This window comes from Lysobacter alkalisoli, from assembly GCF_006547045.1.
In the GTDB taxonomy this organism is placed as follows: domain Bacteria; phylum Pseudomonadota; class Gammaproteobacteria; order Xanthomonadales; family Xanthomonadaceae; genus Marilutibacter; species Marilutibacter alkalisoli.
Map to the genome: position 1 here is coordinate 3,180,119 of NZ_CP041242.1, position 25,917 is coordinate 3,206,035.

Here is a 25,917-nt window from a genome sequence, read left to right on the forward strand (position 1 = left end):
GTATCGGATGTCCGGTCACGGGTCGGTTTCCTGTTCTGGATGGACACAAGCCCGTCGTACGCCGGGCGGCAAGGAGACACCCCATGCCCGCATACTGCCCGTCCATCTCCCGCAGCCTGCTGGTCGGCCTGCTGGTCGCCTGCGCCGCCTGTTCCCGCGGCAGCGACGCGTCGGATAGCGCGATCGGAGTCGATGCGGACCTCGCTCACCTGATCGCCCAGCCAGACCCGGCCGAAGCCGCGGTGGCCGCGGCACCCGACACCGGCCCCGACCCGACGCTGATCGACCCCTGCGCGCTGGTCACCCAGGAAGAGGCGGAGGCGATCGTCAAGCTGCGTCTCGATACGCCGCAGTCGTTCAACCTCGGCTCGGTCCGGCCCAGCTGTGTCTACCCCGGCTTCCCGGCCGGACCGGTGGCCAAGGTCGATGTCGCGATCGGCGAAGGCGCGCAGACGCTGGTCGCCACCGACCGCCGGCTCAACGAGCGCGACCCCGACGCCTTCACCGCCATCGACGACCTCGGCGACGAGGGCTGGCTGCGCCGCAGCACGGTCTATTTCCGTCGTGGCGAGACCTGGATCGTGGTCGGCGCAGTCCGTCTGATCGACGAGACGCTGCTGCACGAACCGCTGGTCGCCGCGGCGCGTTCCGCCGACGCCCGGCTGCTGGCCGGGGAGGCCGAGCACCGGCCGTGAGCGGTTTCGACCCTGGCCGGGACCGTCCGATCTGGATGCCGGGCCGGCGGGCGTTCTGCCAGGGCGCCGCCCTCGCCGGCCTCGGCGTGTGGCTGGCCGGCTGCGGCCGCGGACCGTCCGAACCGCGCCTGCTCGGCGCTGCCGAGCTCGGCGAGGCCGAGCTGCGCTATGGCATGGCACCCGCCGAGGGCGACATCCACTACCAGCCCGACGTGGTCATGGTCCGCGACGGCGCATCCAGCATCCTCGACCGCGGCGACGACGGCCTGACCTGGGTCATCGATGCCGGCGCCCGCGGCGCCTCGCGCCTGCGGCCCGGCGCAGTCGCCCTGATCACCGACCGCTGCGCCGGGCGGGTGCTGGCGATGCACCGCGCCGGCGATGCGGTGGTGGTGGTGCTGGGCCCGGCCGAGCTGACCGACTACATCCGCGACTGCGACCTGGCACTGGAGCAGCCGGTGGACCTGTCCCGCGCGATCGTCGAGGTGGCCCCGGGCCTGCCGGGCACCGACATGAACCTGTCGCCGGCGGTGCCCTGGCGCGAACGCGACGCCGAGGAGGAACTGGCCCGCGCCGAGGCGTTCGGGGTACTGCAGGCGTGGCCGCGGGCATGGCCGGCTGCCGCAGGCCGCCTGCCGCTGCAGATCGGAGTGATCCCCGAAGTCGGCGCCGGCGGCATCGGCATCCGCACCGCGCTCAGCAACAGCCAGGCCAACATCGAATTCGTGGCCAAGCTGCGGCTGCAGGCACCGCGCGTGCACGTGCGGCTCAGGATCGGCATCGGCAAGCTCAAGGAGGCCAGCCTGCGGCTCAGCGGCGCGGCCGGTCTGCGGCTGGGCTTCGTCGCGACCACGCAGGGCAAGGTCGACGCCAACATCAACACCCTGGGCCGGCTGGTGCCGGTAGCGATGACCCTGCCGATCCTGCTCAACATCGGCAGCCCGCTGAGCCTGTCGTTGCACCAGCGGTTCATGGTGAAGTCGGCGTTCAGCGCCAGCAACAGCGTGCTCAAGGCAATCGGCGACTACGGCCTGCAGGGCGACCTGCACTTCGGCTACCGCGACGGCCGCTTCGGCCAATTCGGCGGCCCGGTCATCCAGACGGTTAACAGCGGCATGGTCGAGGGACTGCGTGGAATTTCGGTCGGCGTCAGCGGCATGGTGCTCGCCCACCAGTTGCGGGTGCTGGCCGGGATCGGCGGGTTCGGCTTCCGGGTGGGTCCGTACATGGCGATGACCTCGTCGGTGGGCGTCTCGCGCGGCTCCAATCTGGCCCTGCCGCTGCAGCCCAACGTCTGCCGTGCGGCGACGCTGGCGATACATGTCGCCCCCGGGATCGGCTGGCAGGTTCCGCAACTGATCGCCGACGGCGTCAATGCGATCCTCGGCCTGCTGCGGACCAGGAAGATCGAAAGCACGGGTGGCGTCCATTCCGAGGGCAAGCACGTCCTAAAGCGCACGGCCTACGCGCCCGACACGCCGCTGTGCCGCGAGGCCGCTGGCGGCGGACCGGCGGGCCAGGCACAAGGTGGTGGCCGGAGCAGCGGAGGCGGCCCACCCCCATCCTCGCCGACGAAGCCGAAGCCCCCGCTGCCCACACCGGCATCGCCGGCGGACACACGCTCGTTGCCGCCTCTGGACCTGGGCCGCGCCTGCGACAATCCGGTATTGCGCAGCCAACTGCAGCAGGCCGGTCTCGACATGACGAAGGCCTGCCGCGGGATCGGCCGGCCAACTTGACCGCCATCCACCCCCGCGTGCGGCGCTATCCTTGGCAGGCTGTTGAAGAACAGCCTGTTAGACCGCCGCCAGTCCGCGCGCGGTGGCACCACGAGGACGGGTCCGCCGATGAAGCACCAGGCTTCCTGGGAACGGATCGAGCAGTTGTTCGCCGCTGCCAGCCGCCTTCCGCCAGCGGCACGGGCGGCGTACGTCAACGCCGTCTGCAGCGACGAGCAGGTGCATGCGGAAGTGATGTCGCTGCTGCAGGCCGATGCCTCGGCCGAAGGCTATCTCGATTCATCGCCCGCACCCGCATCCGGCATGACAGACGCCGGCTTCACCCTTTCGTCCGGCGATCGGCTCGGTCCCTGGCTGGTGTGTGCGCCGCTCGACCATGGCGGCATGGGCGAGGTCTACCTGGGCGAGCGCGCCGACGGCGCCTTCCACCAGACCGTCGCCCTCAAGCTGTTGCGTCATGAGGCGGTGGCCCAGGTCGAGCGTTTCCACGCCGAACGCGAGATCCTCGCCCGCCTCGAGCATCCCGGCATCGCCCGCCTGCTCGATGGCGGCATCAGCACCGATGGCCGGCCGTGGGCGGCGCTGGAGTATGTCGAAGGCGAGCCCATCGACCGCTACTGCCGGCAGCATGCGTTGCCGGCGGAAAACCGCCTGCACCTGCTGCTGCAGGTCTGCGATGCGGTCGACCATGCGCACCGCAACCTGGTCGTGCACCGCGACATCAAGCCATCCAACATTCTGGTCGACGCCGCCGGCCGCGCACGCCTGCTCGACTTCGGCATCGCCAAGCCGATCGTCGATGCCGCCGCGCCCACCCTCACCCAGGCCGTCCTGACCCCGGACTGGTGCGCACCCGAGCAACTGGCCGGCGAGCCGGTCACCACCGCAACCGACATCCACGCGCTCGGTCTGCTGCTGTTCCATCTGCTCACCGATACACGCCCCTGGCCGCTGCAAGGGCAACCGCTGGTGCGGACGGTGCGGCTGATGCTCGACACGCCCGCGCCACCGATGCGCGCGGTCGCCGCCGCGGGGACCGCATTGGCGCACGCGCCGCACCGGTTGCGCAGCGACCTGGAGGCGATCGTCGCGCGATGCCTGCGCCGGGAACCGGAACGCCGCTACGTCACCGTGGACGCGCTGCACCAGGACATCCAGCGTGCGCTCGACGGCGCCCCCGTGGCCGCACGTGAAGGCGCACGCCTGTACGTGCTCGGACGCCTGCTGCGCCGCTACCGCTGGCCGGTCGCCGCCACCGCCACGCTGCTCATGACCCTGACCGCCGGACTGGTTGGCACGGCCTGGCAGGCCCGTCGCGCCGAGCAGCAGGCCGCCCAGGCCACCGCGATCAGGAATTACCTGGTCCAGCTGTTCAAGGCCAGCGACCCGCGGATCGCGTCGGACCGCCCACGCGGCCAGATCACCGCGCGCGAACTGCTCGACATCGGCAGCGCACGCCTGGACAGCGAGTTCGCCGATCGTCCGGAGCTGCAACTGGAGATGCTAGGCCTGACTGCGGAGATCTACCGCGCCCTCGGCGAGCGCGAACGCTACGCCGCGCTGCAGGCAAGCCAGGTCGCACTGGCACGGCAACTGCACGGCGACCACCACCCGGCAGTGATCCACGCCCTGCTGCTGGAGGCCGACGACGCCCGCCAGCACGACGACCACGCCACCGCCCTGGCCCTGGTCGAACGCGCCGACCCGCTGATCCGCCGCGCCGGCCTGGACCACAGCGCCCTGCGCGCACGCTGGTGGCTGCACCGCGCCAACGCGCTGGAAGCCGACCTGTCGCAATGGCCGGCGCGGGTGCAGGCGCTGGAGGAGGCGACACGACTGTTCGAACGCACCGCCCCCGACGATTGGGACCGCGTGATAACGCTGGCCAACCTCGCTACCGCGTACTGGGAACGCGGGCAGCACGGCGACGCGGCGCACAGCCGCGACTGGCTGCGCCGCGCCTTGACCGTGGCCGAATCCGCACGCGAGCGTGACGACGGCGAACTGCAGGTGATGTACGCCAACCTAGGCCACCTGGAAGCCTTCCTCGGCAGTGCCGCCGATGCCGAGGCCGCCTTCGCCACCGCCGCCTCGCTCACGCAGCAGACCCATGGCGAGCACAACCGCCGCTACTGGCATGCCGCCGCCGGCTGGGCCGGGCTGCTGCACGAAATCGGCGAGCGCGAGCGCGCACTGGCGATCTTCGAGGCGCTGCAACCGCTGCTGCCGGCAGAACCCGCCGCCGACGAGCGCGGCACCGTCGCGCTGGCCCGCGCCGCGCACGGCATCGCCCTGCTGCGCGAAGGCCGGCCACAGGTCGCGTTGCCGCTGCTGGAAGCGGCCGAACGCGACTACCGGCTCAGCGCCGCCCACCGTTACCAGATCCACTACGCCCAGCAAGGCCTTGGCGAAGCACTCGCGGCATTGGGCCGCCATCCGGAAGCCCGCCACTGGCTGCAGCAATCCCTGCAAGGCCGGGAGGCCGACAATCCGGCCGACAGCGTCCCGGTGCTGGACATCCGCTCACGCTGGGGCGGTTTCCTGCTGGCCCGCGGCGAAATCGGGGAAGCCCGCCGCCAGCTCACCCGTGTTCTGGCGGACGCCGGACCGCGCCGGCTGCCCTCGGTCGCGCTGGCGCAGGCCGGATTGGCACGGCTCGCCCTCGAGGAAGGCGACACTGCGGCCGCGCTGCGCCACAGCGGCGACGCCCTCGCCACCCATGACCGCAGCGAGGGCCTGCGCGATGCCCGCCTCGCCCCGGAACTGTGGTGGCTCCATGCACGCGCACTGGCCCAGGCCGGGAACGCGGCGCAGGCGCGCGGATGGGCCGAACGCGCGGTCGATGGCTACCGTCGCCACCATCACCCCGACAGCGCTGAACGCGCCGCCGCCGAAGCCTGGCTGGCGCGGCTGGAGCGGGCGCCGTGAGCCCGCTGACCGGAGATTGCCCGGTCCCCGTGCTTCGGCGCTCGGGAGGGCTTGCGCGGCGCGCTCGCGCTGGCCCTGCTCGCACTGCTGCTAGCGGTCGCCGCGGTGCCGATGCGGGCGCGCTGGGAATGGCTGGCATCCATGCACTGGTGGGCGTGGCCTGATCGACGGCCTGCGCCGGCCTTGTCCTGTTTCGGCACCATTTCCGGTTGTCATACAGAGGCGTCCCGGCATCGCAGCCGAGTCCACCTTCAATCGTCAAGGGCATCGGCCATGAACAGCAGCGCTCCTTTCGATGTCCAGGCGTCACCACCCCACCTCGCCATCGGCACGCTGGCCGAGCGGCGCTTCTTCGGCGCAATGGCATGGGCGATGCTGGTTGTCGTCTTCATCGGCTTTTCGCGCAGCTTCTTCCTGCGGCCACTGTTCCCGGACCATGCCGCTGCGTCCGAGACGATCTTCTTCGTGCATGGCGCGGTGTTCGCTGCCTGGTTCGTGCTGCTGGTCGTGCAGACGTCGCTGGTCGCCAATGAGCGCATCGGGGTGCATCGCCGGATCGGTCCCTTCGGGGCGTTGCTGGCGGTGGCGATGCTGGTGTTGGGGTTGTGGGGCTCGCTGGTCGCCGCGGCGCGGCCGGAGGGGTTCGTCGCGGTGCCGGTGCCGCCGCTGCAGTTTCTCGCGATCCCGATCTTCGACGTCGGCCTGTTCACGGTTTTCGTCGCGCTGGCGCTCGGCCAGCGGCGCAATCCGCAAGCCCACAAGCGCTGGATGCTGCTGGCCACGATCAACCTGCTGGCCGCCGCCATCGCCCGCTGGCCGGGCGTGCTGGACTACGGCCCGCCGGCCTTCTGGGGACTGACCGACCTGTTCATCGTCGCGCTGGCGCTGTGGGATTTCCGTTCGCGCGGCCGACTGCACCCGGTCACGCTGTGGGGCGGCCTCGCCATCATCCTGTCGCAGCCCTTGCGGATGGTCCTAGCAGGTACCGACGGCTGGGATGCGTTCGCGCGCTGGGCCACCGGATTGGTCGGCTGAGCGAACGGTTGCCGGCGTGGCCTGATCCGGCGCCGTTTCCTGTTGCATGGGGGTGAGGCTGTCCCGATCCGCTCGGGACGGCGTGCCCGGAGGAGCTCCATCCATGCGCATCCCGATCCCCGCCATCGCCCGTTCCGCACTGATTCTGGCGACCGTCTTGATCGCGGCCATTGCCGGCTGCGACCGTCCACAGGCAGATTCGACCACACAGGGCTCCGATGGCCTGTCCAGCTACAGCGCGCCCGAATCCTGGGGCAACGAAACCTGCAAGCTGCTCAGGGACAGCGAGATCGAAGCCGTCATCGACGAACACACCCCCGGCCGGCAGGACCTGCTGTTCGGCGGTTGTATCTGGCCGTCGAAGACGACGCTGTCCGATGGCCGGCCCGAGGCCATCCACGCCGCCGTACTTTCCGAAGGGGAATACCGCCAACTGGCCGAGATCGGCGAACCGATCGACGGCTTCGGCGAAGGCGCGACCTGGGCCGAACTGTATGGCGAGCTCTGGTTCCGCTGCGCCGGTGGCCGTTACTGCGGGATCAAGGTGGTGACCGCATCCAGCGAGTACCGGCGCGAACACGCCGAAGGACTGGCACGCGCACTTGGCAGCCGGGTCCGGTAGCGGCCACCGCCATATAGATCGAAACAGGAGCTGCGTGCCATGAAAACCATCCTTCTCTCCCTGTTCCTGCTGGTGTTCTGCGCTAGCTGCGACGCCTCCACGCAGGCCGATGCCCCCTCCCAAACGGCAGACGTCTCCACGCGAACTCGCCTCTCCGCGCAGGCATTCGAAGGCAGGCTCGTCATCGGCTCGTCGATGGGCGAAGAACGCATCACCTATTCGATCAAGGGCGACAACGTGCGGATGGAGGCCGGTGGCGAGGAGCCGATGATCGCGCTGCGCAACATTCGCCAGCCCACCGTGCGCATGCTGATGCCCCAGGAAAAGGCCTGGGTCGAGATGCCGGTGCGCGACATGAGCCCGTACGCCGAAGAAAGCGATGACAAGGTCACCAGGACCGGCGAGACCCGGACGATCCACGGGTACGAATGCGAGAAATGGATCGTGAGCGTCAATGACGGCCGCACAGAAATGTGGGTTACGAAGCAGCTCGGCCTCGACTTCGCCGCGCTGTTCATGCCGATGATGCAATCGTCCTCGTGGAGGACGGGACTCGACGGGCACTTTCCGATGAAGGTCAGCGGCGACAGCGGCGACGGAAGGATGGAAACCGTCTGGGAAGTGCTGTCGGTGGAAAAGCAGCGCATCGACGACGCCGTGTTCGCGATCCCGCCGGATTACAGGAAGATGATGTAGGCAGGGCGGGCGCTCAGGCGCCCTCCTCCAGCTCCCGGTACAGCCACGCCCGTCCCAGTTTCCAGTCGCGGCGGACGGTGCGCTCGGACACGCCCAGCGCGCGCGCGGTCTCGGCCTCGTCGCAACCGCCGAAGTAGCGGCATTCGACCACCGCGGCCACCCGCGGCGCATGCCCGGCCAGGCGGTCGAGAGCCTCGTGCAGGGCGAGCAGGCGCTCGTCGGCCGCATCTTCCGCCGCCAGTTCGGGGGCGAGGTCGAGCGGCACGTGGGCGGCCCCGCCCCCACGCTTGGCGGCGCGGCGCTCGCAGGCGTGGTTCACCAGCGCGTGGCGCATGGCCAGCGCGGCCGACCGCAGGAAGTGCGCGTCGTCGTTCCAGTCGCGCGCGTTGCGCAGCTTCAGGTAGGCCTCGTGCACCAGTTCGGTGGTCTGCAAGGTGCCGCCCGGGCCGCCGCGCACGCGTTCGCGGTGAGCGATGCGACGCAGGTCGTCGTAGAACAACGGAAGCAGTCGGTCGGCCAGCCGGCGCACTGCTTCGGTCGGCGTGTCGGCCGGAGCAGTGCCCTCGCGCGGGTCCGGACGGGTGTCGCTCACGGCCGCGCCAACCCGGCCTCAGCCGACCGGGTACGCATAGCTCGCGCCGATGCCGAGCGGCAGGCCCAGTGCCCAGAACGCCAGCAGGAACGCGGTCCACAGCACCAGCAGCACGACCGAGAACGGCAGCATCAGCGCGATCAGGGTGCCGATGCCGCTGGACTTCACGTACTTCTGGCAGAACACCACGATCAACGGGAAATACGGCATCAGCGGGGTGATGATGTTGGTGCTGGAGTCGCCGACGCGGTAGGCGGCCTGGGTCAGGTCGGGGGAGACGCCCAGCTGCATCAGCATCGGCACCATCACCGCGCCGATCAGTGCCCACTTGGCCGAGGCCGAGCCGACCATCAGGTTGACGAAGCCCGACAGCAGCACGATGCCGATCACGGTCACGCCCATCGGCAGGTTCATCGCCTGCAGCAGCGCGGCGCCCTCGATCGCCAGCAGCGCGCCGAGGTTGCTCTGGCCGAAAGCGTAGATGAACTGCGCGCAGAAGAACGCCATGACGACGTAGTAACCCATGCCGCTCATCGCCTTGCTCATGCCCTTGATGATGTCGCGGTGCGAGGTCGCGCTGCCGGAGACGTAGCCGTAGACCACGCCCGGGATCAGGAAGAACACGAAGATCAGGCCGACGATCGAGCGCATCAGCGGTGCCGCCGCGGTCAGCAGCGGGTTCATGCCGGCCAGGACCTGGTCGGCCGGGGCCGCCCACGGGGTGCCCGGCCAGGCCAGGGTGACCACGAAAAGCGCGATCGCCACGACCATCGCGACAACCGCCGCGATCAGACCGCGGATTTCCTGCGACTTGAGGGCATCCATGGTCGGCATGTCCGCCGGGTCGCCGTCGACCTCGGTGCCGCGCAGGCGCGGTTCGATCACCTTGTCGGTCAGGAACCAGCCGACCGCGACCACGAGGAAGGTGGAGGCGGTGGTGAAGAAGTAGTTGTTGAGCGGATTGACCTCGACCGAGGTATCGGTGATGTGCGCCGCGGCCTGAGTCAGGCCGGCCAGCAGCGGGTCGAGGCTGGACGGCACGAACATCGTCGCCGAGAAGCCGCCGGACACGCCGGCGAAGGCGGCGGCGATGCCGGCCAGCGGATGGCGGCCGGCGGCATAGAAGATCACCGCGCCGAGCGGGATCACCAGTACGTAGCCGGCGTCGACCGCGACGTGGCTGAGCACGCCGACCGCGATCAGCATCGGGGTCAGCAGCATCTTCGGGGTGACCGACATGATCGCCCTGATCATCGCGTTGATGAAACCGGTGTGTTCGGCCACGCCCAGGCCCAGCATCGCCACCAGCACCACGCCCAGCGGCGGGAAGTTGACGAAGGTCGGCACCAGCTGGCTCATGAACTCGACCAGGGCCCCGCCGCTGAGCATGTTCCTGATCTGGATCGGGTCACCGCTGCGCGGATCGACCGCGCTGAAGCTGACGTTGGACAGCAGGGCCGAGACGACCCAGACCACCAGCATCAGCAGCAGGAACAGCATCGCCGGGTCGGGCAGCTTGTTACCGATGCGCTCGACGCCATCGAGGAAGCGGGTGACGAGGCCGCGCGAGGCAAGCGCGGGGGTGGGTGTTGACTGGCTCATGGCGACTCCTGGCTACGTTTTGCAGGTGGCAACTGGGTGCAGCTGGACGCGTGGGGAAGGAGGAATCGGTGCAGTCTCAACCCGCCGGCGAAGGCGCGGCACCGTAATCGGCCGCCGGCCCGACCGAGGTGCGCACGTCGAACAGTTCGGGAAAGAAGGTCAGCTCCAGCGCCTGCTTGAGGAAGCCGACGCCACTGGAGCCGCCGGTGCCACGCTTGAAGCCGATGATCCTCATCACCGTGCGCATGTGGCGGAAGCGCCAGAGCTGGAACTGGGTTTCCAGGTCGACCAGATCCTCGCACAGCGCGTATTCGCGCCAGTAGCGGTCGGTGTCCTCATAGATGCGTTCGAACACCGGCACCAGCGCCGGGTCGTGGACGTGGGTCTGGCGCCATTCGCGCTGCAGGTGGCGCGCCGGCACCTCGTGGCCGAATCGGGCCAGGTACATCAGGAACTCGTCGTACAGGCTCGGCGCATCCAGCACCCGCGCCAGCCCGGCCTGCGCCCCGGGATCGTAGGCGAACACCTTGAGCATCGAGGCGTTCTTGTTGCCGAGCAGGAATTCGATGGTGCGGTACTGCAGCGACTGGAACCCCGACGACGACCCGAGCCGGTCGCGGAAGCCCATGTATTCGGATGGGGTCAGCGTCTCCAGCACCGACCATTGCTCGGTCAGCTGGCGCAGGATCTGCTTGCAGCGGGCGAAGCCCTTCTGGCATTGCCAGACCTGGTCGCGGCGCAGGTGATCGAGCGCGGCACCCAACTCGTGGATCATCAGCTTCATCCACAGCTCGGAGGTCTGGTGCTGGATGATGAACAGCAGTTCGTCGTGGTGCGGCGGGTCCGTCACCGGCTCCTGCGCCGACAGCAGCCGGTCCAGGTGCAGGTAGCCCCCATAGCTCATGCGGCCGGCCAGGTCGGTATGGATGCCCGATTCCAGCTCGCGTTCGTTCTTGTTGACGGTCATCTCGATCCCCGGCTTGAGCCCGTCCGCACTCACCGCGCAGCTCGCATGGACAGGCTCTGGAGCGCGCAAGGGTACCGCATCGGAGCTCCCGGCCGGTCCGAGACCGCATCGGCCACGCGGAGTTCACCTTCCCGTAATATGCCTCCGGCAGGCTCACAGGCCCTGCGCCGTCCGGGACCGGGGCCGGTTCCGACAGGGGGACGGACATCTCACGCTCACTGGGGAAGGAACCATGCATATCCCATCTGGCCGACCATCCGGCCAACTTCTGGCGGCTGTTCTCGCAATCGCCTCACTGGCCGGATTCAACGGTCACGCCAACGCCCAGGTCGTCGTCAGCCAGGTCTACGGCGGCGGCGGCAATTCCGGCGCCACGTACACCCACGACTTCATCGAACTGCGCAACAACGGCGACGAGGCGGTCAGTCTCGACGGCTGGAGCGTGCAGTACGCCTCCTCCAGCGGCTCCAGCTGGCAGCGCACCGAGCTGGCCGGCAGCATCGCCCCGGGCGGCTATTACCTGGTGCAACAGGCGCAAGGCGCGGGCGGCACCACGCCACTGCCGACGCCCGATGCGATCGGCACCATCCCGATGGCAGCCGCCAACGGCAAGGTCGCGCTGGTCAACGGCGGCGGCGCACTGTCGGGCGGTTGCCCGCTCGGTGAGATCATGGTGGTCGACTTCGTCGGCTTCGGCAGCGCCAACTGCTTCGAAGGCAGCGGCGCCACACCGACCCTGAGCAACACCACTGCCGCCCTGCGCAAGGGCGATGGCAGCGTCGATACCGACGACAACGCCGCCGATTTCGACCGTGGCGCCCCCGACCCGCGCAACAGCGGCAGCGAACCGCCTCCGCCGCCTCCGCCGGCGCAGGAACTGACCATCGCGCAGATCCAGGGTCACGGCCTGGTCTCGCCGTACGTTGACCAGCCGGTGGTCACCGAAGGCATCGTCACCGCGCTCAAGTTCAACAACGGTTTCTTCCTGCAGAGCGCCAACGACGATGGCAACCCGGCCACCTCCGAGGGCATCTTCGTGTTCACCGGCAGCGCTCCGAGCGTCGCCGTCGGCAACCGGGTGCGGGTAACCGCCACCGTCACCGAGTTCACTCCCGCCTCCAACCCCAACCAGCTCAGCATCACCGAGCTCGTCGACCCGGCCATCGAGCTGCTGGATACCGGCGTCGCCCTGCCAGCCCCGGTCGAGCTGACCGCCGCCGAGCTCGGGCCCGATGCCCTGCCCGGCACCCTGGAGCGACTCGAAGGCATGCGCGTGAGCGTGGCCGAGGCTGTCGTGATCGCGGCCTCAGGCGGCTTCATCAACGAGCGCAACGCCACCGCCTCCACCGATGGCGTGTTCCACGTCACCCTGCCCGGTATCGCGCGGCCGTTCCGCGAAGAAGGCATCGGCGTGATGGACGTGATCCCGATCCCGGCCGACAAGAACCCGCCGCGCTTCGACACCAACCAGGAACGCCTGATGGTGCGCAGCCGCGGCCAGGTTGGCGCGCAGCCGATCGCGGTCGACACCGGCGCCGAAGTGGCAGGGCTGGTCGGCGTGCTCGATTACTTCGCCGGCACCTGGGCGCTGCTGCCCGACGTGGCCACCCCGCCATCGGTCGCCGGCGGTCGCCTGCCCGAGGCGGTCAACGATCCGGACTACGATCAGGTCACCATCGGCAGCTTCAACCTGCTGCGCCTGTTCGACGAGATCGCCGACGGCAACGGCGCGCCCACGCTCACGCCCGAAGCACTCGACAAGCGCCTCAGCAAGACGGCGCTGGCGATCTGCGACTTCCTGAAGGCGCCGGACATCCTCGGCGTGGTCGAGGTCGAGAACGCCCGCGTGCTGCAACTGCTGTCCGAACGCATCGACACCACCTGCGCCACCGCGCCCGGCTACGTGCCGTACCTGGAGCCGGGCAACGACGTCGGCGGCATCAATGTCGGCTTCCTGGTCAGTACCCGTGCGGTCGATGGCGGCCTGGCACGGGTCGAGGTTCTCGACGTCACCCAGTTCGGCAAGGACGCGACCCTCGCCAACCCCGACGGCAGCACCAGCCTGCTCAACGATCGTCCGCCGCTGCGGCTGCGTGCACGCGTGCACCAGGACGGTGCCGGCAGCTACCCGGTCTCGGTGATCGTCAACCACCTGCGCTCGCTCAGCGGCATCGACAGCGTCGCACCTGGCAGCAGCGGCTGGGCCACCAACGGCGAACGCGTGCGCGTCAAGCGCGGCGCGCAAGCGGCCTACCTGGCAGGGCTGGTCGAGCAGATGCAGCAAGCCGACCCCGACGAGAAGATCGTGCTGGTCGGCGACTTCAACGCGTTCGAGTTCAACGACGGCTATGTCGACGTGTTCGGCATCGTCAAGGGAGAGCCGGCCGCGCCGGAGCAGGTACTGACCTGGGTCGACAGCCCGCTGACCACCCCGTTGGTCGACGGTTCGGAGCTGATCGCCGATCCCGAACAGCACTACTCCTTCGTGTTCGCCGGCAATGCGCAGACCCTCGATCACGTGCTGCTCAACGAAACGGTAGTGCTCGAGGCCGGCAGCCTGCAGGTCGACCACGCGCGGATCAATGCCGACTTCGGCGTCGACAACTTCGATGACGACACCATTGCGGTGCGCTCCTCCGACCACGATCCGGTGCGGTTGAGCATCGGCGTCCCCGGCTTCCGCCGCGCCGACCTCTCGGTGGCCGCATCGACCGATCTTCATCGTGTGAAGACCGGCAACAGCGTGCGTTTCAACGCCGCGGTCGCCAATGCCGGCCCGGGCGCCGCCGAGTCGACCGCGGTGGCGTTCGCGTTCGATGCCGTACTGTTGCCGTCGATGGCCACCGTTCCGGCCGGCTGGTCCTGCGCCGCACCGGTGCAGGACGACGACACCACCGTCGTCACCTGCACCACCGCTTCGCTCGCAACCGGCAGCAACGCCGCGTTCACGATCGACGCGATCGCACCGGGCGCCAGCTCCGGCGATGCGCTGCGATTGGGCGTGGCCGCACACTCGCAGGTCACGGACCCGGCCAATGCCGACAACGAGACCAGTGTTTCGGTGGCGGTGCATGGGCCCAAGAAGGACAAGAAGCCGAAAAAGGACAAGAAGAACAAATAGTCCCGCAGCTTCGGCAGCAACACAGGGCGCGGTCATGATGACTGCGCCCTTTTTGATGGTTCTTTGAATAGGGGCTTGGGAACGAGTCGCCCAATCGAGGGGAAAGCGCCGGGTCTGTTGGATGACCGGGGCGCCGGGGGCGAAGGCCCTTGGGTGCGAAATCAAGGAGGAGGCGCCGGCCCTGGCCGGTGCCGGGGGACACTCGCATCCAAGGGCCTTCGCCCCCGGCGTTCCGACATGACCGGTGGTTCCAGAAGCGCACTCCCAGGGAGGGTCTGCTTCGCGTTCCAGCGTGGCCGCGCGATCCCCCTCACTTTGGAGAAGAACCGCTTTAAAGCCCTACCCTTCAAGGAGAGGGTTGGGTGGGGATGGTTCTCCCGGCACATGCCAACCAACTGTCCAGAAGCTGGTGGCCATGGGTTTGCGGGACCTTCGGAGGCAAGGATGCCGACGATGAGCGTACATGGACGTACTCACAGCGTGTCCCGCAAGCCCATGGCCACCGGCTTCCTCGCAGAGCTCCCGCCATAGCGTTTTTCCGGCCCGCATGCATGCCGCACCGCGCAACGATCCCTTACCGTCGCTTGGTTATGATCGGAAACCTGTTTCAAGGGAAACGATCGCGATGACCATCGCCGCCAAGTTCGAGATCGAGTATCTGCAATACCTCGATCCACAAGGAAAGCCGGTCGGCAAGCTGCCGCCCGCGTTCAAGGACCCCAAGGCACTGCTGCCGCTGTTCAGGCAGATGCTGTTCGTGCGCACCTTCGACGACAAGGCGATCCGCCTGCAGCGCACCGGCAAGCTCGGCACCTACGCCTCCTGCCTCGGCCACGAGGCCACCCACGTCGGCATCGGCGCCTCGATGCAGGACGAGGACGTGTTCGCCCCCAGCTACCGCGAGTACGGCGCGCAGTTCATGCGTGGCGTGCAGGCGCGCGAAATCCTGCTGTACTGGGGCGGCGACGAGCGCGGCAACGACTTCGCCGGCCCGCGCAACGACTTCAGCTGGTGCGTGCCGATCTCGACCCAGTGCCTGCACGCGGCCGGCTCGGCGCTGGCCTTCAAGCTGCGTAACGAGAAGCGCCTGGCCGTGGCCTGCTGCGGCGATGGCGGCTCGTCCAAGACCGATTTCTACGCAGCGCTCAACTCCGCCGGCGCCTACCGGCTGCCGCTGATCCTGTGCGTGATCAACAACGGCTGGGCCATCTCGGTCCCGCGTTCGGCCCAGACCGGTGCGCAGACGCTGGCGCAGAAGGGCCTGGCCGGCGGCCTGCACTGCCTGCAGGTCGACGGCAACGACCTGATCGCAGTGCTCGAAGGCATGCGCCGCGCCGCCGAGCGTGCGCGCAATGGCGAGGGCGGCAGCGTGATCGAGTTCCTGACCTATCGCCTGCACGACCACACCACCGCCGACGACGCCCGCCGCTACCGCGACGATGCCGAGGTCAAGGACGCCTGGACCCGCGACCCGATGGTCCGCCTGCGCAATTACCTGACCGCGCAGAAGCTGTGGAGCGAGGACGAGGAGAAAGCCTGGATCGAGGAATGCGCAAAGAAGGTCGACGTCGAGATCAACGCCTATCTCGAAACGCCGGTGCAGCCGGTCGAGGCGATGTTCGACTACCTCTACGCCGACCCGCCGCCGGACCTGCTGGAACAGCGCGAGGCCGCGATCCGTCGGGAGGGCCGCGCATGAACAAGCTCGAAGACAAGAGCCCGGCCGCGAGTACCGACATGCAGACTGCACAAGCCATTACCCTGATCGAGGCGATCACCCAGGCGCTCGCCTGGGAGATGCGCAACGACGACAGCGTACTCGTCCTGGGCGAGGACGTCGGCGTCAACGGCGGCGTGTTCCGCGCTACCGCCGGCCTGCAGCAGCAGTTCGGCGACGAGCGCGTGCTCGACACCCCGCTCGACGAAACCACCATCGCCGGCCTCACCGTCGGCCTCGCCGCGCAGGGCATGAAGCCGGTCGCCGAATCGCAGTTCGACGGCTTCATGTACCCGATGGTCGACCACATCGTCTGCCACGCCGCGCGCCTGCGCTACCGGACCCGCGGCCGCCTGACCTGCCCGATGGTGCTGCGCGTGCCCTGGGGCGGCGGCATCCGCGCGCCCGAGCACCACAGCGAGGCCAACGAGGCGATCTTCACCAACGTGCCCGGCCTGCGGGTGGTGATGCCGTCCTCGCCCGCGCGCGCCTACGGCCTGCTGCTGGCGGCGATCCGCGACCCGGACCCGGTGATTTTCTTCGAGCCCAAGCGCATCTACCGCCAGTACAAGGAAGTCGTGCCCGACGACGGCGAAGCGCTGCCGCTGGACGTGTGCTACGTGCTGCGCGACGGCAGCGACGTGACCCTGGTGACCTGGGGCGCGCAGGTGAAGGAAGCGCTGGAAGCGGCCGACAAGCTCGCAAGCGACGGCATCAGCGCCGAGGTCATCGACGTCGCCACGCTCAAGCCGCTGGACTTCGCCACCATCGCCGAGTCGGTTTCGAAGACCGGCCGCTGCGTGATCGTGCACGAAGCGCCGAAGACTGCCGGCTTCGGCGCCGAGATCGCCGCACGGCTGGCCGAAGAGTCGATGTACGACCTGCTCGCCCCGGTCGAGCGCGTCACCGGCTACGACACCCACATCCCGCTGTTCCGGCTGGAGATGAAGTACATGCCGGGCGTGGACCGCATCATCGCCGCCGCCAAGCGTACCCTCGACCACGGCTGATCGACCTGCAAGGACCAAAATGAGCGACAAGAAGACCTTCCTGCTGCCCGACCTCGGCGAGGGCCTGCCCGACGCCACCATCGTCGAGTGGTTCGTCAAGCCCGGCGACACCATCCGCCTCGACGACAACCTGGTGTCGATGGAAACCGCGAAAGCGGTGGTCGAGGTGCCCTCGCCGGTGTCCGGCAAGGTGCTCAAACTCGCCGGCGAGGCGGGTGACGTCATCGTCACCGGCAAGATGCTGGCCGAGTTCGAGCTCGACCCGTCGATGCCGCAGCGTGCAGAGGGCCAGGACACCGGCCACCATCACGGCGGGAACGACCGCGACACCAGCGTCGGCAGCCAGGACCCCGCACCCGACGACCGCGTGGTTGCGTCCGACGAAGGCGGCGCGATCCGCGATGACGGCGAGCCGGCGGCGAAGAGCAATGCGGAACGGGCCGACAGCGGCACCGTGGTCGGTGCGATGCAGTCCTCCGACACCGTGCACAGCGAACAGGCCAGCAATGCCGGCGGGGTCAAGGCGATGCCGGCGGTGCGGGCGATGGCGCGCAAGCTCAAGGTCGATATCGCCCGGGTGCGCGGCACCGGTGCCGACGGCGTGGTGACCATGGCCGACGTCAAGCGGGCCGCGGCCGATCCGTCCGCCTTGCTCCCTTCTTCTGGCGGCGACAGAGGGGCCGGCGGTGAGGGGGCTACGGCAGCCCAACCCTCACCCCAACCCCTCTCCCGCGAGCAGGAGAGGGGCTCGACTGCACAACGCACGACCCTGTCGCAGTCCGGCCGGCCGATGCGCACCCAGCCACCGGGCGTCGCCGCCAGCGGCCAGCCCGAGCAGCTCAAGGGCGTGCGCCGCAACATGGCCCGGGTCATGGCCGATGCGCACAGCAAGGTGGTGCCGACCACCCTCGCCGACGACGCCGACATCCATGCATGGACGCCCGGCAACGACATCACCGTGCGCCTGATCCGCGCGATAGTGACTGCCTGCAAGGCGGTGCCGGCGCTCAATGCCTGGTTCGATGGCGACAATCTGGTCCGCACCTTGCACCCGCACGTCGACATCGGCATCGCGGTCGATACCGACGACGGCCTGTTCGTCCCCGCGCTGCGCAACGCCGACGTGCTCGACGCGCGCGGCGTGCGCGAAGCGGTCAACCGGCTGCGCACGCAGGTCGAGGCGCGCAGCATCCCGGCCTCGGAGCTGACCGGCTACACGATCTCGCTGTCGAACTTCGGCATGTTCGCCGGCCGCTACGCCACCCCGGTGGTGGTGCCGCCGTGCGTGGCGATCGTCGCCGCCGGCCGCGGCCGCCACCAGGTGATGCCGGTGATGGGCGGCTTCGAATCGCACAAGGTCATCCCGCTGTCGCTGACCTTCGACCACCGTGCCTGCACCGGCGGTGAGGCCGCGCGCTTCCTGCGCGCGATGATCGACGACCTGGCATTGCCCGGCTGAGTGCCGGGGGACCGGAATGACCGTGCAGAGACGCCCGCGCTGACGCGGGCGTCTCCATTTATGACAGAGATTTACCTTGCTGGAATAATAAATTGCATAACCAGTCACAGAATAACCGCACGTAACCATTAGCTTGAGCTGGCGCCGACCCATCGCGCATTGTCGCCGGGAGGACAGGGGGCCCGGTATCCATGGACCATTCCTGCAATGGAGAGGAACAAGCTAATGACTCCAGTCAAACGTTTGCAGCTCCGCCTGTCGTCACTCGTCCTGCTCGGCGTGTTCGTCACCGCTGCGCAGGCCGCTCCCAACTTCCAGTTGCCGGTTTGCGGCAAGAGCAGCACGCAATGGCGGGTTAGCAACTGGAAAGGCCACAACCCGGCACGCGCGGCCGATCTCAACTGGGGATCCGGGGACGCCGATCTAGGCAAGCCCGTCGCAGCGGCGGCGGCCGGTACCGTGATCAAGGCGGCCTATGACACCAATACCGGCTACGGCAACAACATCGTCATCGACCACGGCAACGGCTGGCGGACACGGTATGCGCACCTGCGCTCGATGGCCGTCTCGAAGGGGCAGACGGTAAAGCGTGGCCAGAGGATCGGCGCGGTCGGCAAGAGCAGCGCGAAATACACGTTCCCGGCACATCTGCACTACGAACAGATCTACAACGGCACCGTGCGCGACCCCATCATCAACGGCGTGACGGTTGCCTACGGTACCGTCAGATACTTCTCCGCCGGGGACTGCAACACCGGCACCAGCACGGCGACCGGCACGGTCAAGACCAACGGCGCCAACCTCAACGTGCGGTCGGGCCCGAGCACCAGTTATTCGGTCGTCGGCAGCCTCGCCAACGGCACCAAGGTGACGATCTACTGCCAGAAGAGCGGCCAGTCGATCACCGGCTACTACGGCACCAGTTCGATCTGGAACCGAATCGGCAGCGGCAAGTGGATTCCGGATGCCTACACCTACACCGGGTCAAGCGGCTTCGTCGCTCCCAAGTGCTGATGTTCCCCATCGTGGCGCCGGTGCAGATCGGCGCCACGGCATCCGGACCCGTCGACCAGCACGTTGGCGAGTCCTGCATCATCCAGGCATGGCAGGACAGGTGTAACCGCAGATGATTCGATTGCGCACGGGTATCGCCATATTCGGCGCCATCGTCATCGGTGGCGCGATGCTCGCATGGTCTTCGATATCGCGTCGGGACGATGCGCCATCCCCGCAGATGGCGGAAAAACCGGGGCCACGGGCGGCGGGCACGATGCCGGACTCCCGCAATCGCATCCTCCCGCCCGGCTCGCGGACCGTGAGCGACGACCTCGATGGCGAGGTCGGGCGAGCACTGCGCGATCCGGCCTACCTGCAGAAGCTGCTGGCGATGTACGCATCCGAAACCGATCTCGACACCAAGGGCGCGCTGCTGGCTGTCCTGCACGGTGCCGCGAACGGCAACGAGGAGATCCTGCGCTTCGCCCTCGGCCTGTCCGACAGCGCGGACCCGGCCAGACGACAGGACGGTCTGGCGCTGCTGGAGGCCTATCCGCTGGACAACGCGGAAGTGCGAGAGCTGCTCACCCGCCAGATCAGCGAGGAGAACGACCCGGCCATGCTGGGCCGGCTGGTCGGGATGCTGCAAGCCGCCGTGGTACCGATCGAGGACGCAGCCCCGGTCGCCGAGCAACTGACCCGCCTGCGCCAGCACCCGGACCCGGAGGTCCGCGCTGCCAGCCTCATGCAGTCGGTCTCGTGGGACAAGGGCGGCAATCTCGAGGACATCCTCCACCAGGCCATCCTCGATTCCGCGCCACAGGTACGGCAAGCGGCGATCGGTGGCGTGACCGCGGCCGGCGTGCGCTCCGACCGGCTCAAGGACGCCCTGCTCGAGATCGCCGCCAATCCCGGCTCCGGTGACGATGAACGGTTTGCGGCAGTGCTTGCCCTGCAGGACTTCCCGCTCGATCGCGCGGAATACGCGATCTATCTGCAGGCGGCCCGGATGGACACCCACGACGACCAGGACGGGCACGATCACTGACTTTTCGTCCCTGCGGCATCGCCATCGACGGCGGTGCCACAATCGTGGCCTGCCCACGAATGGAGCAACGCCATGGCCCACCGCAGCCGCCTCGCCGGCTTCATCATCGACTGCAACACCGACGACCTCGACGCCGCCGCCGATTTCTGGAGCCGGGCGCTGGGCGTGAGCATCGCCGACCGCGATGCCGGTGATGGCAGTGCCGAATACCAGCAATTCGGCGACACCCCCGGCGACCTGCACATCGAGGTGCAGAAGGTCAGCCACGAATCGCGCGTGCACCTGGACATCGAGGCCGATGATGTCGACGCCGAAGCCGCCCGGCTGGAAGCGCTGGGCGCAAAGAAGATCGCCTTCGTCAAACGCTGGTGGGTGATGGAAGCCCCAACCGGGCAACGCTTCTGCGTGGTGAGGATGAAACACCCCGAACGCGGCACGCCGCCAACGCGGTGGACCGACTGACGCAAGCCGCACCCGTCGCAGACAGCCCTACCCCCGCAATGGCGTGTCGTCCGCGACCACCCGGTTGCGGCCGGTAGCCTTGGCCCGGTACAGGGCCTGATCGGCGCGATCGAACACCTGCTCGATCCCATCCACCCCGGGCTCGGCGCTGGCGACGCCGACCGACACCGTCAACGGGAACGGCAACGGCGCACGCATGACCCCGCGGCGGATGCGTTCGCCGACCTCGACCGCCCCGGCCAGGCGGATCTCCGGCAACACCACCAGGATCTCTTCGCCACCGAAGCGCACTGCCACGTCGCCGCGACGGATGCTGGTCCCGACCGCATCGGCGACCGCCTGCAGGGCACGGTCGCCGAGCAGGTGCCCATGACGGTCGTTGACCTGCTTGAAATGGTCGACGTCGATCAGCATCAGGCTGAAGGGCGCGCGCGCCAGCCGTTCCAGCACGGCCGGATCCTGCCGCAACTGGGACAGACCAACCCGGTTCAACAACCCGGTCAACTGGTCGTGGTGGGCGCTGTGCTGAAGCTGTTCGTTGCGACGCTGCAGGTCCGCCCGCGCCTCCTCCAGATGGCGGGCGGAGGACTCGCGCTCGGCCAGCAACCGTCGTTGCTCCTGTGCGTAACGACGCAGTTCCAGCAGGTGCTGGGCCTGCCGCGCGAGTACCTGCAGGCCTTCACGCTGGGCCGCGCTCAACTCACGGGGCACGGCGTCGAGCACGCATATCGTGCCGAGCGCATGGCCCTCGGGGCTGCGCAACGGCGCTCCGGCATAGAACCGCACCGGCTGGCCGGCGACCTCGAAGCCAAGCCTCGAAAATCGTGGATCTGCCCGGAGGTCTGGCACTTCCATCAATCGATCCGCGCTGCGGATGGCGTGGTCGCAGATGGCCTCCTCGCGTGGCGACTGCACAGGTTCCACTCCAAGCCTCGCCTTGAACCACTGCCGCTCCCGGTCGACCAGCGAAATCAGCGCCCCGGGCGTGCCGCAAAGGGTGGCCGCGAGCCAGACGATGTCGTCGAACGCCTGCTCGGGTGCGCTGTCGAGCACGCCATAGGCATCCAGGGCCACCTGGCGCCGGTGCTCGGACACGGCATCGGTCGACTCCTGGGCAGCATCGGGGGCTTTGGAACGCAGGCGCACGGCGGACAGGGTGGAGGGACAGAGCCAAAGCCTACCGCCATCAGCAGGGTCACAGGTGATGATGGCGATACCCTCAGCTGTGTGCGGCCTGCCCGGACTGCCGTTGCAGCCAGACCTCCAATCCCTGGGCGTTGAGTTCGATGTCCATCGCCAGCACCGCACGGATTCCGTCGTCGGGCAGGGTCACCCCGTGCGCGCGCACCTGCTGGAGGTACAGGGCCTCCAGCGCAGAGACCAGAGTCGCGTGCACGTCCTCGGCATGGGCGGCTTCGCGTGCGGCGGCGACCATCGCGTCGATCTGGTCGGCCAGCAGGCCAGCGAGGCGCTCGACTCCGGTCACGCGCCCGTAGTGGGTCACGTACATCGCCTCGGGTCCGGCATCCAGCAGGCGCCCGATCGAGGCCTTGAGCGCCTCGGGCTCGAACTGCACCGGGGTGGTGGTCGGCAACGCGAAGGCGCCATTGACGGTATCGAACTCCCGATAGGAGAGACCGAAGGTGTCGCCGGTAAACCAGCTGCGACTGCGCGCATCCCACAGGCACAGGTGATGGCGCGCATGCCCCGGGGTGTCGATGCAGCGCAGCGGCCGGCCCGACAACTCGAATTCAAAGCCGTCCGGCGCCTCGATCACGCGTGCGGCCGGCACCGGCAGGATCGTGCCGTAGCTGCGCGCCATCTCGGCTTCTCCATACACCGCAGTGGCGCCGGCGATCAGTTTCGACGGATCGACCATGTGCGGCGCGCCGCGCGGATGCACCAGCAGGCGCGCGTTCGGCAGCTCGCGCATCAAGGCGCCGGCGCCGCCTGCGTGGTCGAGGTGGACATGGGTCAGCACCAGCCAGTCGACATCGGCCGGAGACAGGCCATTGCCGGCCAGCGCCTGCAGCATCGCCGGCACACTGTGGTTGGTACCGCAGTCGACGAAAGCGCCGCGACCGTTCTCGACGATCAGGTAGGCGGCATCGAAGTTGGGCCGCTGGAAACCGGTGTCGATGGTGGTGATGCCGTGCTCGGCCAAGTGCTGTGCCTCCGTATTCACCTGCGGCCAGTGTAGGCGGACACCGTCATGGCGACGATGCCGCTTTGGTCGGAATGCGTCATTCCGGGCGCTGTGCGGGATCTGCTTTCCGACCCACTGTCCAGACGTAGCCGGGTATCGCTTTGCATGACCGTATGCGGCATGGATGCCGCATCCGAGCCCCCATGGATGGGTTTACGGCGTGTCATGCAAAGCGATACCCGGCTGCGTCCCGCCACGAAACCTTCAAAGCAGATCCCGCGCAGCGCCCGGAATGACAACCCAAGCCAATGGACGGCTCAGGCCTCCTCGGCGAACTGCGCCAATGCGGCCACCAGTTCCTCGACCAGCACGCCCTCGCCAAGATGCCCGACCAGGTGCCCACCCAGGTGCACGCCCTTGTCGAGCACGTGGTGGACCTCCGCGCCGGCGGACTGCTTCAGTTTCGCAACCAGCTGGCCCGCATCGCGCGGCGACTCGTGGCCCTCACTTTGCAGCAACACACGGTCATCCTGCGCAAGCTTGAAGTAGAAGCGGCCGTCGGTCTCGCGGTACTGCTTGAACACCGGCGGCTTCGATGCCTCCGGCTCCGGCGTGGACGCACGCACCGTTAGCGCGGCACCAAACCCGCCCAGCCCGACCGCGCGCTGCAACTCGTCGAGCAGCGGCGCAGCCACCGCGCGCGCCTTCTCCGCCCCGGCCTGCAGGACGTTTTCCAGATGATCCGGGCGCGCGATCAGCTCGCGGTAGGATTCGCGCATCGGCGCCACCGTCGCCTCGATCCGCTCGAACAGGCGCTGTTTGGCATCGCCCCAGCCGATACCGTCGGCATAGGCCTGGCGCATCGCCTCGGTCTGTTCGGTGTCGGCGAACGCCTGGTAGAGCTGGAACAGGCTGGAGCCTTCCACTTCCTTCGGCTCGCCGGGCGCGCGCGAGTCGGTGACGATCGACATCACCAGCTTCTTCAGCACCTCCGGTTCGGCGAACAGCGGAATGGTGTTGTCGTAGCTCTTGGACATCTTGCGCCCGTCCAGGCCGGGCAGCGTGGCGACGTGCTCCTCGATCTCCACCTCCGGCAACGTCAGCGGTTCGCCGGCCTTGCCGGTCAGCGCGCGCCATGCGTCGCCATGAAGGTGGTTGAAGCGCTGGCCGATGTCGCGCGCCATCTCGATGTGCTGGATCTGGTCGCGGCCGACCGGCACCCGGTGTGCGTTGAAGGCGAGAATGTCGGCCGCCATCAGCACCGGGTACATGTACAGCCCTGCAGTGACACCGGCGTCCGGATCCTCGCCCGCCTCGGTGTTCTTGTCCACCGCCGCCTTGTAGGCATGGGCGCGATTGAGCAGGCCCTTGGCGGTGACGCAGGTCAGCAGCCAGGTCAGCTGCGGGATCTCGGGGATGTCGGACTGGCGGTAGAAGGTCACCCGCTCCGGGTCCAGGCCGCAGGCCAGCCAGGTCGCGGCGATCTCAAGCCGCGAGCGCGCGACCCGGGCCGGGTCGTCGGCCTTGATCAGGGCGTGGTAGTCGGCGAGGAAGTAGAAGCTGTCCACCTGCGGGTCGAGGCTGGCGGCCACCGCCGGGCGGATCGCGCCGGCGTAGTTGCCCAGGTGGGGAGTGCCGGTGGTGGTGATGCCGGTCAGCACGCGGGTGCGGCGATCGGAAAGGCTGGCTGCTTGCATCGAAAAGTAACGCCTGCGAAACGACGCTGCAGTTTACCGGAGCCCAGCCCGGAGATTTCGCCACCGGAGGTTTCACCACTTTCCTTCGCGCGGCGCTCCGAGGAAAGGCCGCAGCAGGACGGTGGCGAAATCTCCGGGCGATCAACCCCGTTGCGGCCACCGGGACGTTGCTACTGACACGCTTCCACGGAGATGCCCGCATGCGCACGCCGTTTCGCCTCCTCGCCCTGCTGGTGTCGACCGGCCTGTCGTTGGCAGGCCTGCCATCGACCACCCACGCCCACAGGCCGATCGAGCCGGTCCTTCCCCGCCCCGGCCACCTGGTCGAAGTGACGGTCGTCGACCGCGACCTCGGCGACTGGCTGCCGGTCTACCGCCGTCGCGGTGAATCCTGGGTCGCCGGCACCCCCGGCCATCGCTACGGGGTGCGGCTGGCCAACACCACCGGGCAGCGTGTGCTGGTAGTGCTGTCGGTGGATGGCATCAACGCGGTCAGCGGCGAAACCGCCGATCCCTCTCAGGCCGGTTACGTGCTCGGGCCTTGGCAGAGCACCGAGATAACCGGCTGGCGGAAGTCGCTCGGCGACGTCGCCCAGTTCGTGTTCACCGACCACCGCGACAGCTATGCCAGCCGCACCGGGCGACCACGCAATGTCGGCGTGATCGGGATCGCGGCGTTCACCGAGGTGGCGCCCATGCCCTCCCCGCACCGCCCGCTGATCGGCAGGATCGAGCACCCCGGCGCCGATGATGCCGCCCCGACCGCCGAATCCCGCGCCGCCGCACCGGCCCGGCAACGTATCGGCACCGGCCATGGCGCACGCGAATGGTCGCCGGCCTCGCGCACGCATTTCACCCGCGCCAGCCGGCATCCGGCCCAGGTCAGCGAGATCCGCTACGACACTCGCGAACGACTGATCGCGCTCGGCATCATCCACAACCGACGGTCACCTCAACCGGAGGCGCCGCAGGCATTTCCGACTGGATTCGTGCCGGATCCGCCGGGCTACTGAGCCGGGTGGGCCCGCGACAAGGCCCAACAACAACGGGCCGGCGAATGCCGGCCCGCAACGTACGCTGGGAAGGAGGTCGTTACTGCTCGTCGATCAGTGCAGGGTCTTCTCGAACTCGCGCACCTCGCGTTCGGCACGCTCACGCGCCCATCCGTACTGTTCCTGCAGTTTGCCTGCCAGGTACTCGGAGTTGCCTTCCGCGACATCGAACACATCGTCCGTCAGGTCGCCCCATTTGGCCTGGGCTTGACCTTTGATCTGCGTCCACTTGCCAGCAATGATGTCCTTGTTCATCTGTAATTTCCTCTGCGTTGGGGGAGCAGTCTGATGTCGACTGCTCGCCCAGCTTCGCAGCCCCGGCATTCGCATCGA

Annotated in this window: 21 protein-coding genes; 14 read left to right on the forward strand and 7 right to left on the reverse strand. The window is 68.4% G+C overall.

Translation table 11 applies throughout. The features are described 5' to 3' along the window. Positions 1-83 precede the first annotated feature (83 nt). The 6 genes from FKV23_RS14085 to FKV23_RS14110 all read left to right on the forward strand — a co-directional run bounded on the left by FKV23_RS14085 (position 84) and on the right by FKV23_RS14110 (position 7,715). Positions 84-695, forward strand: a complete 612-nt coding sequence (locus tag FKV23_RS14085; protein WP_141624422.1) for a hypothetical protein — start codon at positions 84-86, stop codon at positions 693-695. After that, complete coding sequence (locus FKV23_RS14090; RefSeq protein ID WP_141624423.1) at positions 692-2,434, forward strand: hypothetical protein; 1,743 nt, start codon at positions 692-694, stop codon at positions 2,432-2,434. Before FKV23_RS14085 ends, FKV23_RS14090 begins: the two co-directional genes overlap by 4 nt. A gap of 108 nt (positions 2,435-2,542) precedes the next feature. Further along, positions 2,543-5,362 (forward strand): serine/threonine-protein kinase, encoded by a 2,820-nt coding sequence (locus FKV23_RS14095; protein WP_141624424.1) that lies wholly within the window; start codon positions 2,543-2,545, stop codon positions 5,360-5,362. A 273-nt stretch (positions 5,363-5,635) separates the two neighbouring features. Further along, a complete protein-coding gene (locus FKV23_RS14100) occupies positions 5,636-6,397 on the forward strand; it encodes a hypothetical protein (RefSeq protein WP_141624425.1) in 762 nt (253 codons plus the stop codon). Positions 6,398-6,500: 103 nt separating this feature from the next. Beyond that, complete coding sequence (locus tag FKV23_RS14105) at positions 6,501-7,019, forward strand: hypothetical protein (RefSeq protein ID WP_141624426.1); 519 nt, start codon at positions 6,501-6,503, stop codon at positions 7,017-7,019. A 39-nt stretch (positions 7,020-7,058) separates the two neighbouring features. Continuing rightward, positions 7,059-7,715, forward strand: coding sequence for a DUF4412 domain-containing protein (locus tag FKV23_RS14110; protein WP_141624427.1), 657 nt, complete (start codon positions 7,059-7,061; stop codon positions 7,713-7,715). A 13-nt stretch (positions 7,716-7,728) separates the two neighbouring features. Here FKV23_RS14110 and FKV23_RS14115 read toward each other — a convergent pair whose 3' ends face one another. The 3 genes from FKV23_RS14115 to FKV23_RS14125 all read right to left on the reverse strand — a co-directional run bounded on the left by FKV23_RS14115 (position 7,729) and on the right by FKV23_RS14125 (position 10,876). Beyond that, positions 7,729-8,307, reverse strand: coding sequence for an ECF-type sigma factor (locus tag FKV23_RS14115; RefSeq protein WP_141624428.1), 579 nt, complete (start codon positions 8,305-8,307; stop codon positions 7,729-7,731). An 18-nt stretch (positions 8,308-8,325) separates the two neighbouring features. Beyond that, the gene (locus tag FKV23_RS14120; protein ID WP_141624429.1) at positions 8,326-9,909 is read right to left on the reverse strand and encodes an AbgT family transporter; all 1,584 of its coding nucleotides are present in this window, start codon (positions 9,907-9,909) and stop codon (positions 8,326-8,328) included. A gap of 76 nt (positions 9,910-9,985) precedes the next feature. Then, positions 9,986-10,876 carry a tryptophan 2,3-dioxygenase gene (locus FKV23_RS14125; RefSeq protein ID WP_141624430.1) on the reverse strand — a complete coding sequence of 297 codons (891 nt, stop codon included), beginning with the start codon at positions 10,874-10,876 and terminating at the stop codon, positions 9,986-9,988. Between the two features lie 232 nt (positions 10,877-11,108). Between FKV23_RS14125 and FKV23_RS14130 the strand changes: the two genes are divergently transcribed. From FKV23_RS14130 to FKV23_RS14160, 7 genes are all read left to right on the forward strand, one after another. Further along, positions 11,109-13,997, forward strand: coding sequence for a lamin tail domain-containing protein (locus FKV23_RS14130; RefSeq protein ID WP_167285268.1), 2,889 nt, complete (start codon positions 11,109-11,111; stop codon positions 13,995-13,997). A 625-nt stretch (positions 13,998-14,622) separates the two neighbouring features. After that, complete coding sequence (pdhA, locus tag FKV23_RS14135) at positions 14,623-15,696, forward strand: pyruvate dehydrogenase (acetyl-transferring) E1 component subunit alpha (protein ID WP_141624432.1); 1,074 nt, start codon at positions 14,623-14,625, stop codon at positions 15,694-15,696. Then, complete coding sequence (locus FKV23_RS14140) at positions 15,693-16,724, forward strand: alpha-ketoacid dehydrogenase subunit beta (RefSeq protein ID WP_141624433.1); 1,032 nt, start codon at positions 15,693-15,695, stop codon at positions 16,722-16,724. Before pdhA ends, FKV23_RS14140 begins: the two co-directional genes overlap by 4 nt. A 19-nt stretch (positions 16,725-16,743) precedes the next feature. Beyond that, entirely contained in the window at positions 16,744-18,183 is a 1,440-nt protein-coding gene (locus FKV23_RS14145) for a dihydrolipoamide acetyltransferase family protein (protein ID WP_141624434.1), read from the forward strand. 225 nt (positions 18,184-18,408) lie between these two features. Continuing rightward, complete coding sequence (locus tag FKV23_RS14150; RefSeq protein WP_141624435.1) at positions 18,409-19,197, forward strand: M23 family metallopeptidase; 789 nt, start codon at positions 18,409-18,411, stop codon at positions 19,195-19,197. 112 nt (positions 19,198-19,309) lie between these two features. Next, positions 19,310-20,227 carry a hypothetical protein gene (locus FKV23_RS14155; RefSeq protein WP_141624436.1) on the forward strand — a complete coding sequence of 306 codons (918 nt, stop codon included), beginning with the start codon at positions 19,310-19,312 and terminating at the stop codon, positions 20,225-20,227. A gap of 72 nt (positions 20,228-20,299) precedes the next feature. Further along, the gene (locus tag FKV23_RS14160) at positions 20,300-20,689 is read left to right on the forward strand and encodes a VOC family protein (protein WP_141624437.1); all 390 of its coding nucleotides are present in this window, start codon (positions 20,300-20,302) and stop codon (positions 20,687-20,689) included. 27 nt (positions 20,690-20,716) lie between these two features. On the opposite strand, the gene FKV23_RS14165 is transcribed toward FKV23_RS14160, so the two are convergent. The 3 genes from FKV23_RS14165 to FKV23_RS14175 form a co-directional block, all read right to left on the reverse strand. Continuing rightward, the gene (locus FKV23_RS14165) at positions 20,717-21,835 is read right to left on the reverse strand and encodes a sensor domain-containing diguanylate cyclase (RefSeq protein WP_167285270.1); all 1,119 of its coding nucleotides are present in this window, start codon (positions 21,833-21,835) and stop codon (positions 20,717-20,719) included. Between the two features lie 73 nt (positions 21,836-21,908). Continuing rightward, on the reverse strand, positions 21,909-22,853 hold the full coding sequence (locus tag FKV23_RS14170; RefSeq protein WP_141625217.1) for an MBL fold metallo-hydrolase: 945 nt from the start codon (positions 22,851-22,853) through the stop codon (positions 21,909-21,911). Positions 22,854-23,152: 299 nt separating this feature from the next. After that, positions 23,153-24,532, reverse strand: coding sequence for a tryptophan--tRNA ligase (locus tag FKV23_RS14175; protein WP_141624439.1), 1,380 nt, complete (start codon positions 24,530-24,532; stop codon positions 23,153-23,155). A 200-nt stretch (positions 24,533-24,732) separates the two neighbouring features. On the opposite strand from FKV23_RS14175, the gene FKV23_RS14180 reads away from it, so the two are divergent. Continuing rightward, complete coding sequence (locus FKV23_RS14180; RefSeq protein WP_141624440.1) at positions 24,733-25,545, forward strand: hypothetical protein; 813 nt, start codon at positions 24,733-24,735, stop codon at positions 25,543-25,545. Between the two features lie 93 nt (positions 25,546-25,638). Here FKV23_RS14180 and FKV23_RS14185 read toward each other — a convergent pair whose 3' ends face one another. Continuing rightward, positions 25,639-25,839, reverse strand: a complete 201-nt coding sequence (locus tag FKV23_RS14185) for a CsbD family protein (RefSeq protein WP_141624441.1) — start codon at positions 25,837-25,839, stop codon at positions 25,639-25,641. Positions 25,840-25,917: the final 78 nt, after the last annotated feature.

Coding starts and splice junctions, on each gene's coding strand:
- FKV23_RS14085 (WP_141624422.1), top strand. CDS start 84: ATGCCCGCATACTGCCCGTCCATCTCCCGCAGCCTGCTGGTCGGCCTG.
- FKV23_RS14095 (WP_141624424.1), top strand. CDS start 2,543: ATGAAGCACCAGGCTTCCTGGGAACGGATCGAGCAGTTGTTCGCCGCT.
- FKV23_RS14100 (WP_141624425.1), top strand. CDS start 5,636: ATGAACAGCAGCGCTCCTTTCGATGTCCAGGCGTCACCACCCCACCTC.
- FKV23_RS14105 (WP_141624426.1), top strand. CDS start 6,501: ATGCGCATCCCGATCCCCGCCATCGCCCGTTCCGCACTGATTCTGGCG.
- FKV23_RS14110 (WP_141624427.1), top strand. CDS start 7,059: ATGAAAACCATCCTTCTCTCCCTGTTCCTGCTGGTGTTCTGCGCTAGC.
- FKV23_RS14120 (WP_141624429.1), bottom strand. CDS start 9,909: ATGAGCCAGTCAACACCCACCCCCGCGCTTGCCTCGCGCGGCCTCGTC.
- FKV23_RS14125 (WP_141624430.1), bottom strand. CDS start 10,876: ATGACCGTCAACAAGAACGAACGCGAGCTGGAATCGGGCATCCATACC.
- FKV23_RS14130 (WP_167285268.1), top strand. CDS start 11,109: ATGCATATCCCATCTGGCCGACCATCCGGCCAACTTCTGGCGGCTGTT.
- pdhA (WP_141624432.1), top strand. CDS start 14,623: ATGACCATCGCCGCCAAGTTCGAGATCGAGTATCTGCAATACCTCGAT.
- FKV23_RS14140 (WP_141624433.1), top strand. CDS start 15,693: ATGAACAAGCTCGAAGACAAGAGCCCGGCCGCGAGTACCGACATGCAG.
- FKV23_RS14145 (WP_141624434.1), top strand. CDS start 16,744: ATGAGCGACAAGAAGACCTTCCTGCTGCCCGACCTCGGCGAGGGCCTG.
- FKV23_RS14150 (WP_141624435.1), top strand. CDS start 18,409: ATGACTCCAGTCAAACGTTTGCAGCTCCGCCTGTCGTCACTCGTCCTG.
- FKV23_RS14155 (WP_141624436.1), top strand. CDS start 19,310: ATGATTCGATTGCGCACGGGTATCGCCATATTCGGCGCCATCGTCATC.
- FKV23_RS14160 (WP_141624437.1), top strand. CDS start 20,300: ATGGCCCACCGCAGCCGCCTCGCCGGCTTCATCATCGACTGCAACACC.
- FKV23_RS14175 (WP_141624439.1), bottom strand. CDS start 24,532: ATGCAAGCAGCCAGCCTTTCCGATCGCCGCACCCGCGTGCTGACCGGC.
- FKV23_RS14180 (WP_141624440.1), top strand. CDS start 24,733: ATGCGCACGCCGTTTCGCCTCCTCGCCCTGCTGGTGTCGACCGGCCTG.
- FKV23_RS14185 (WP_141624441.1), bottom strand. CDS start 25,839: ATGAACAAGGACATCATTGCTGGCAAGTGGACGCAGATCAAAGGTCAA.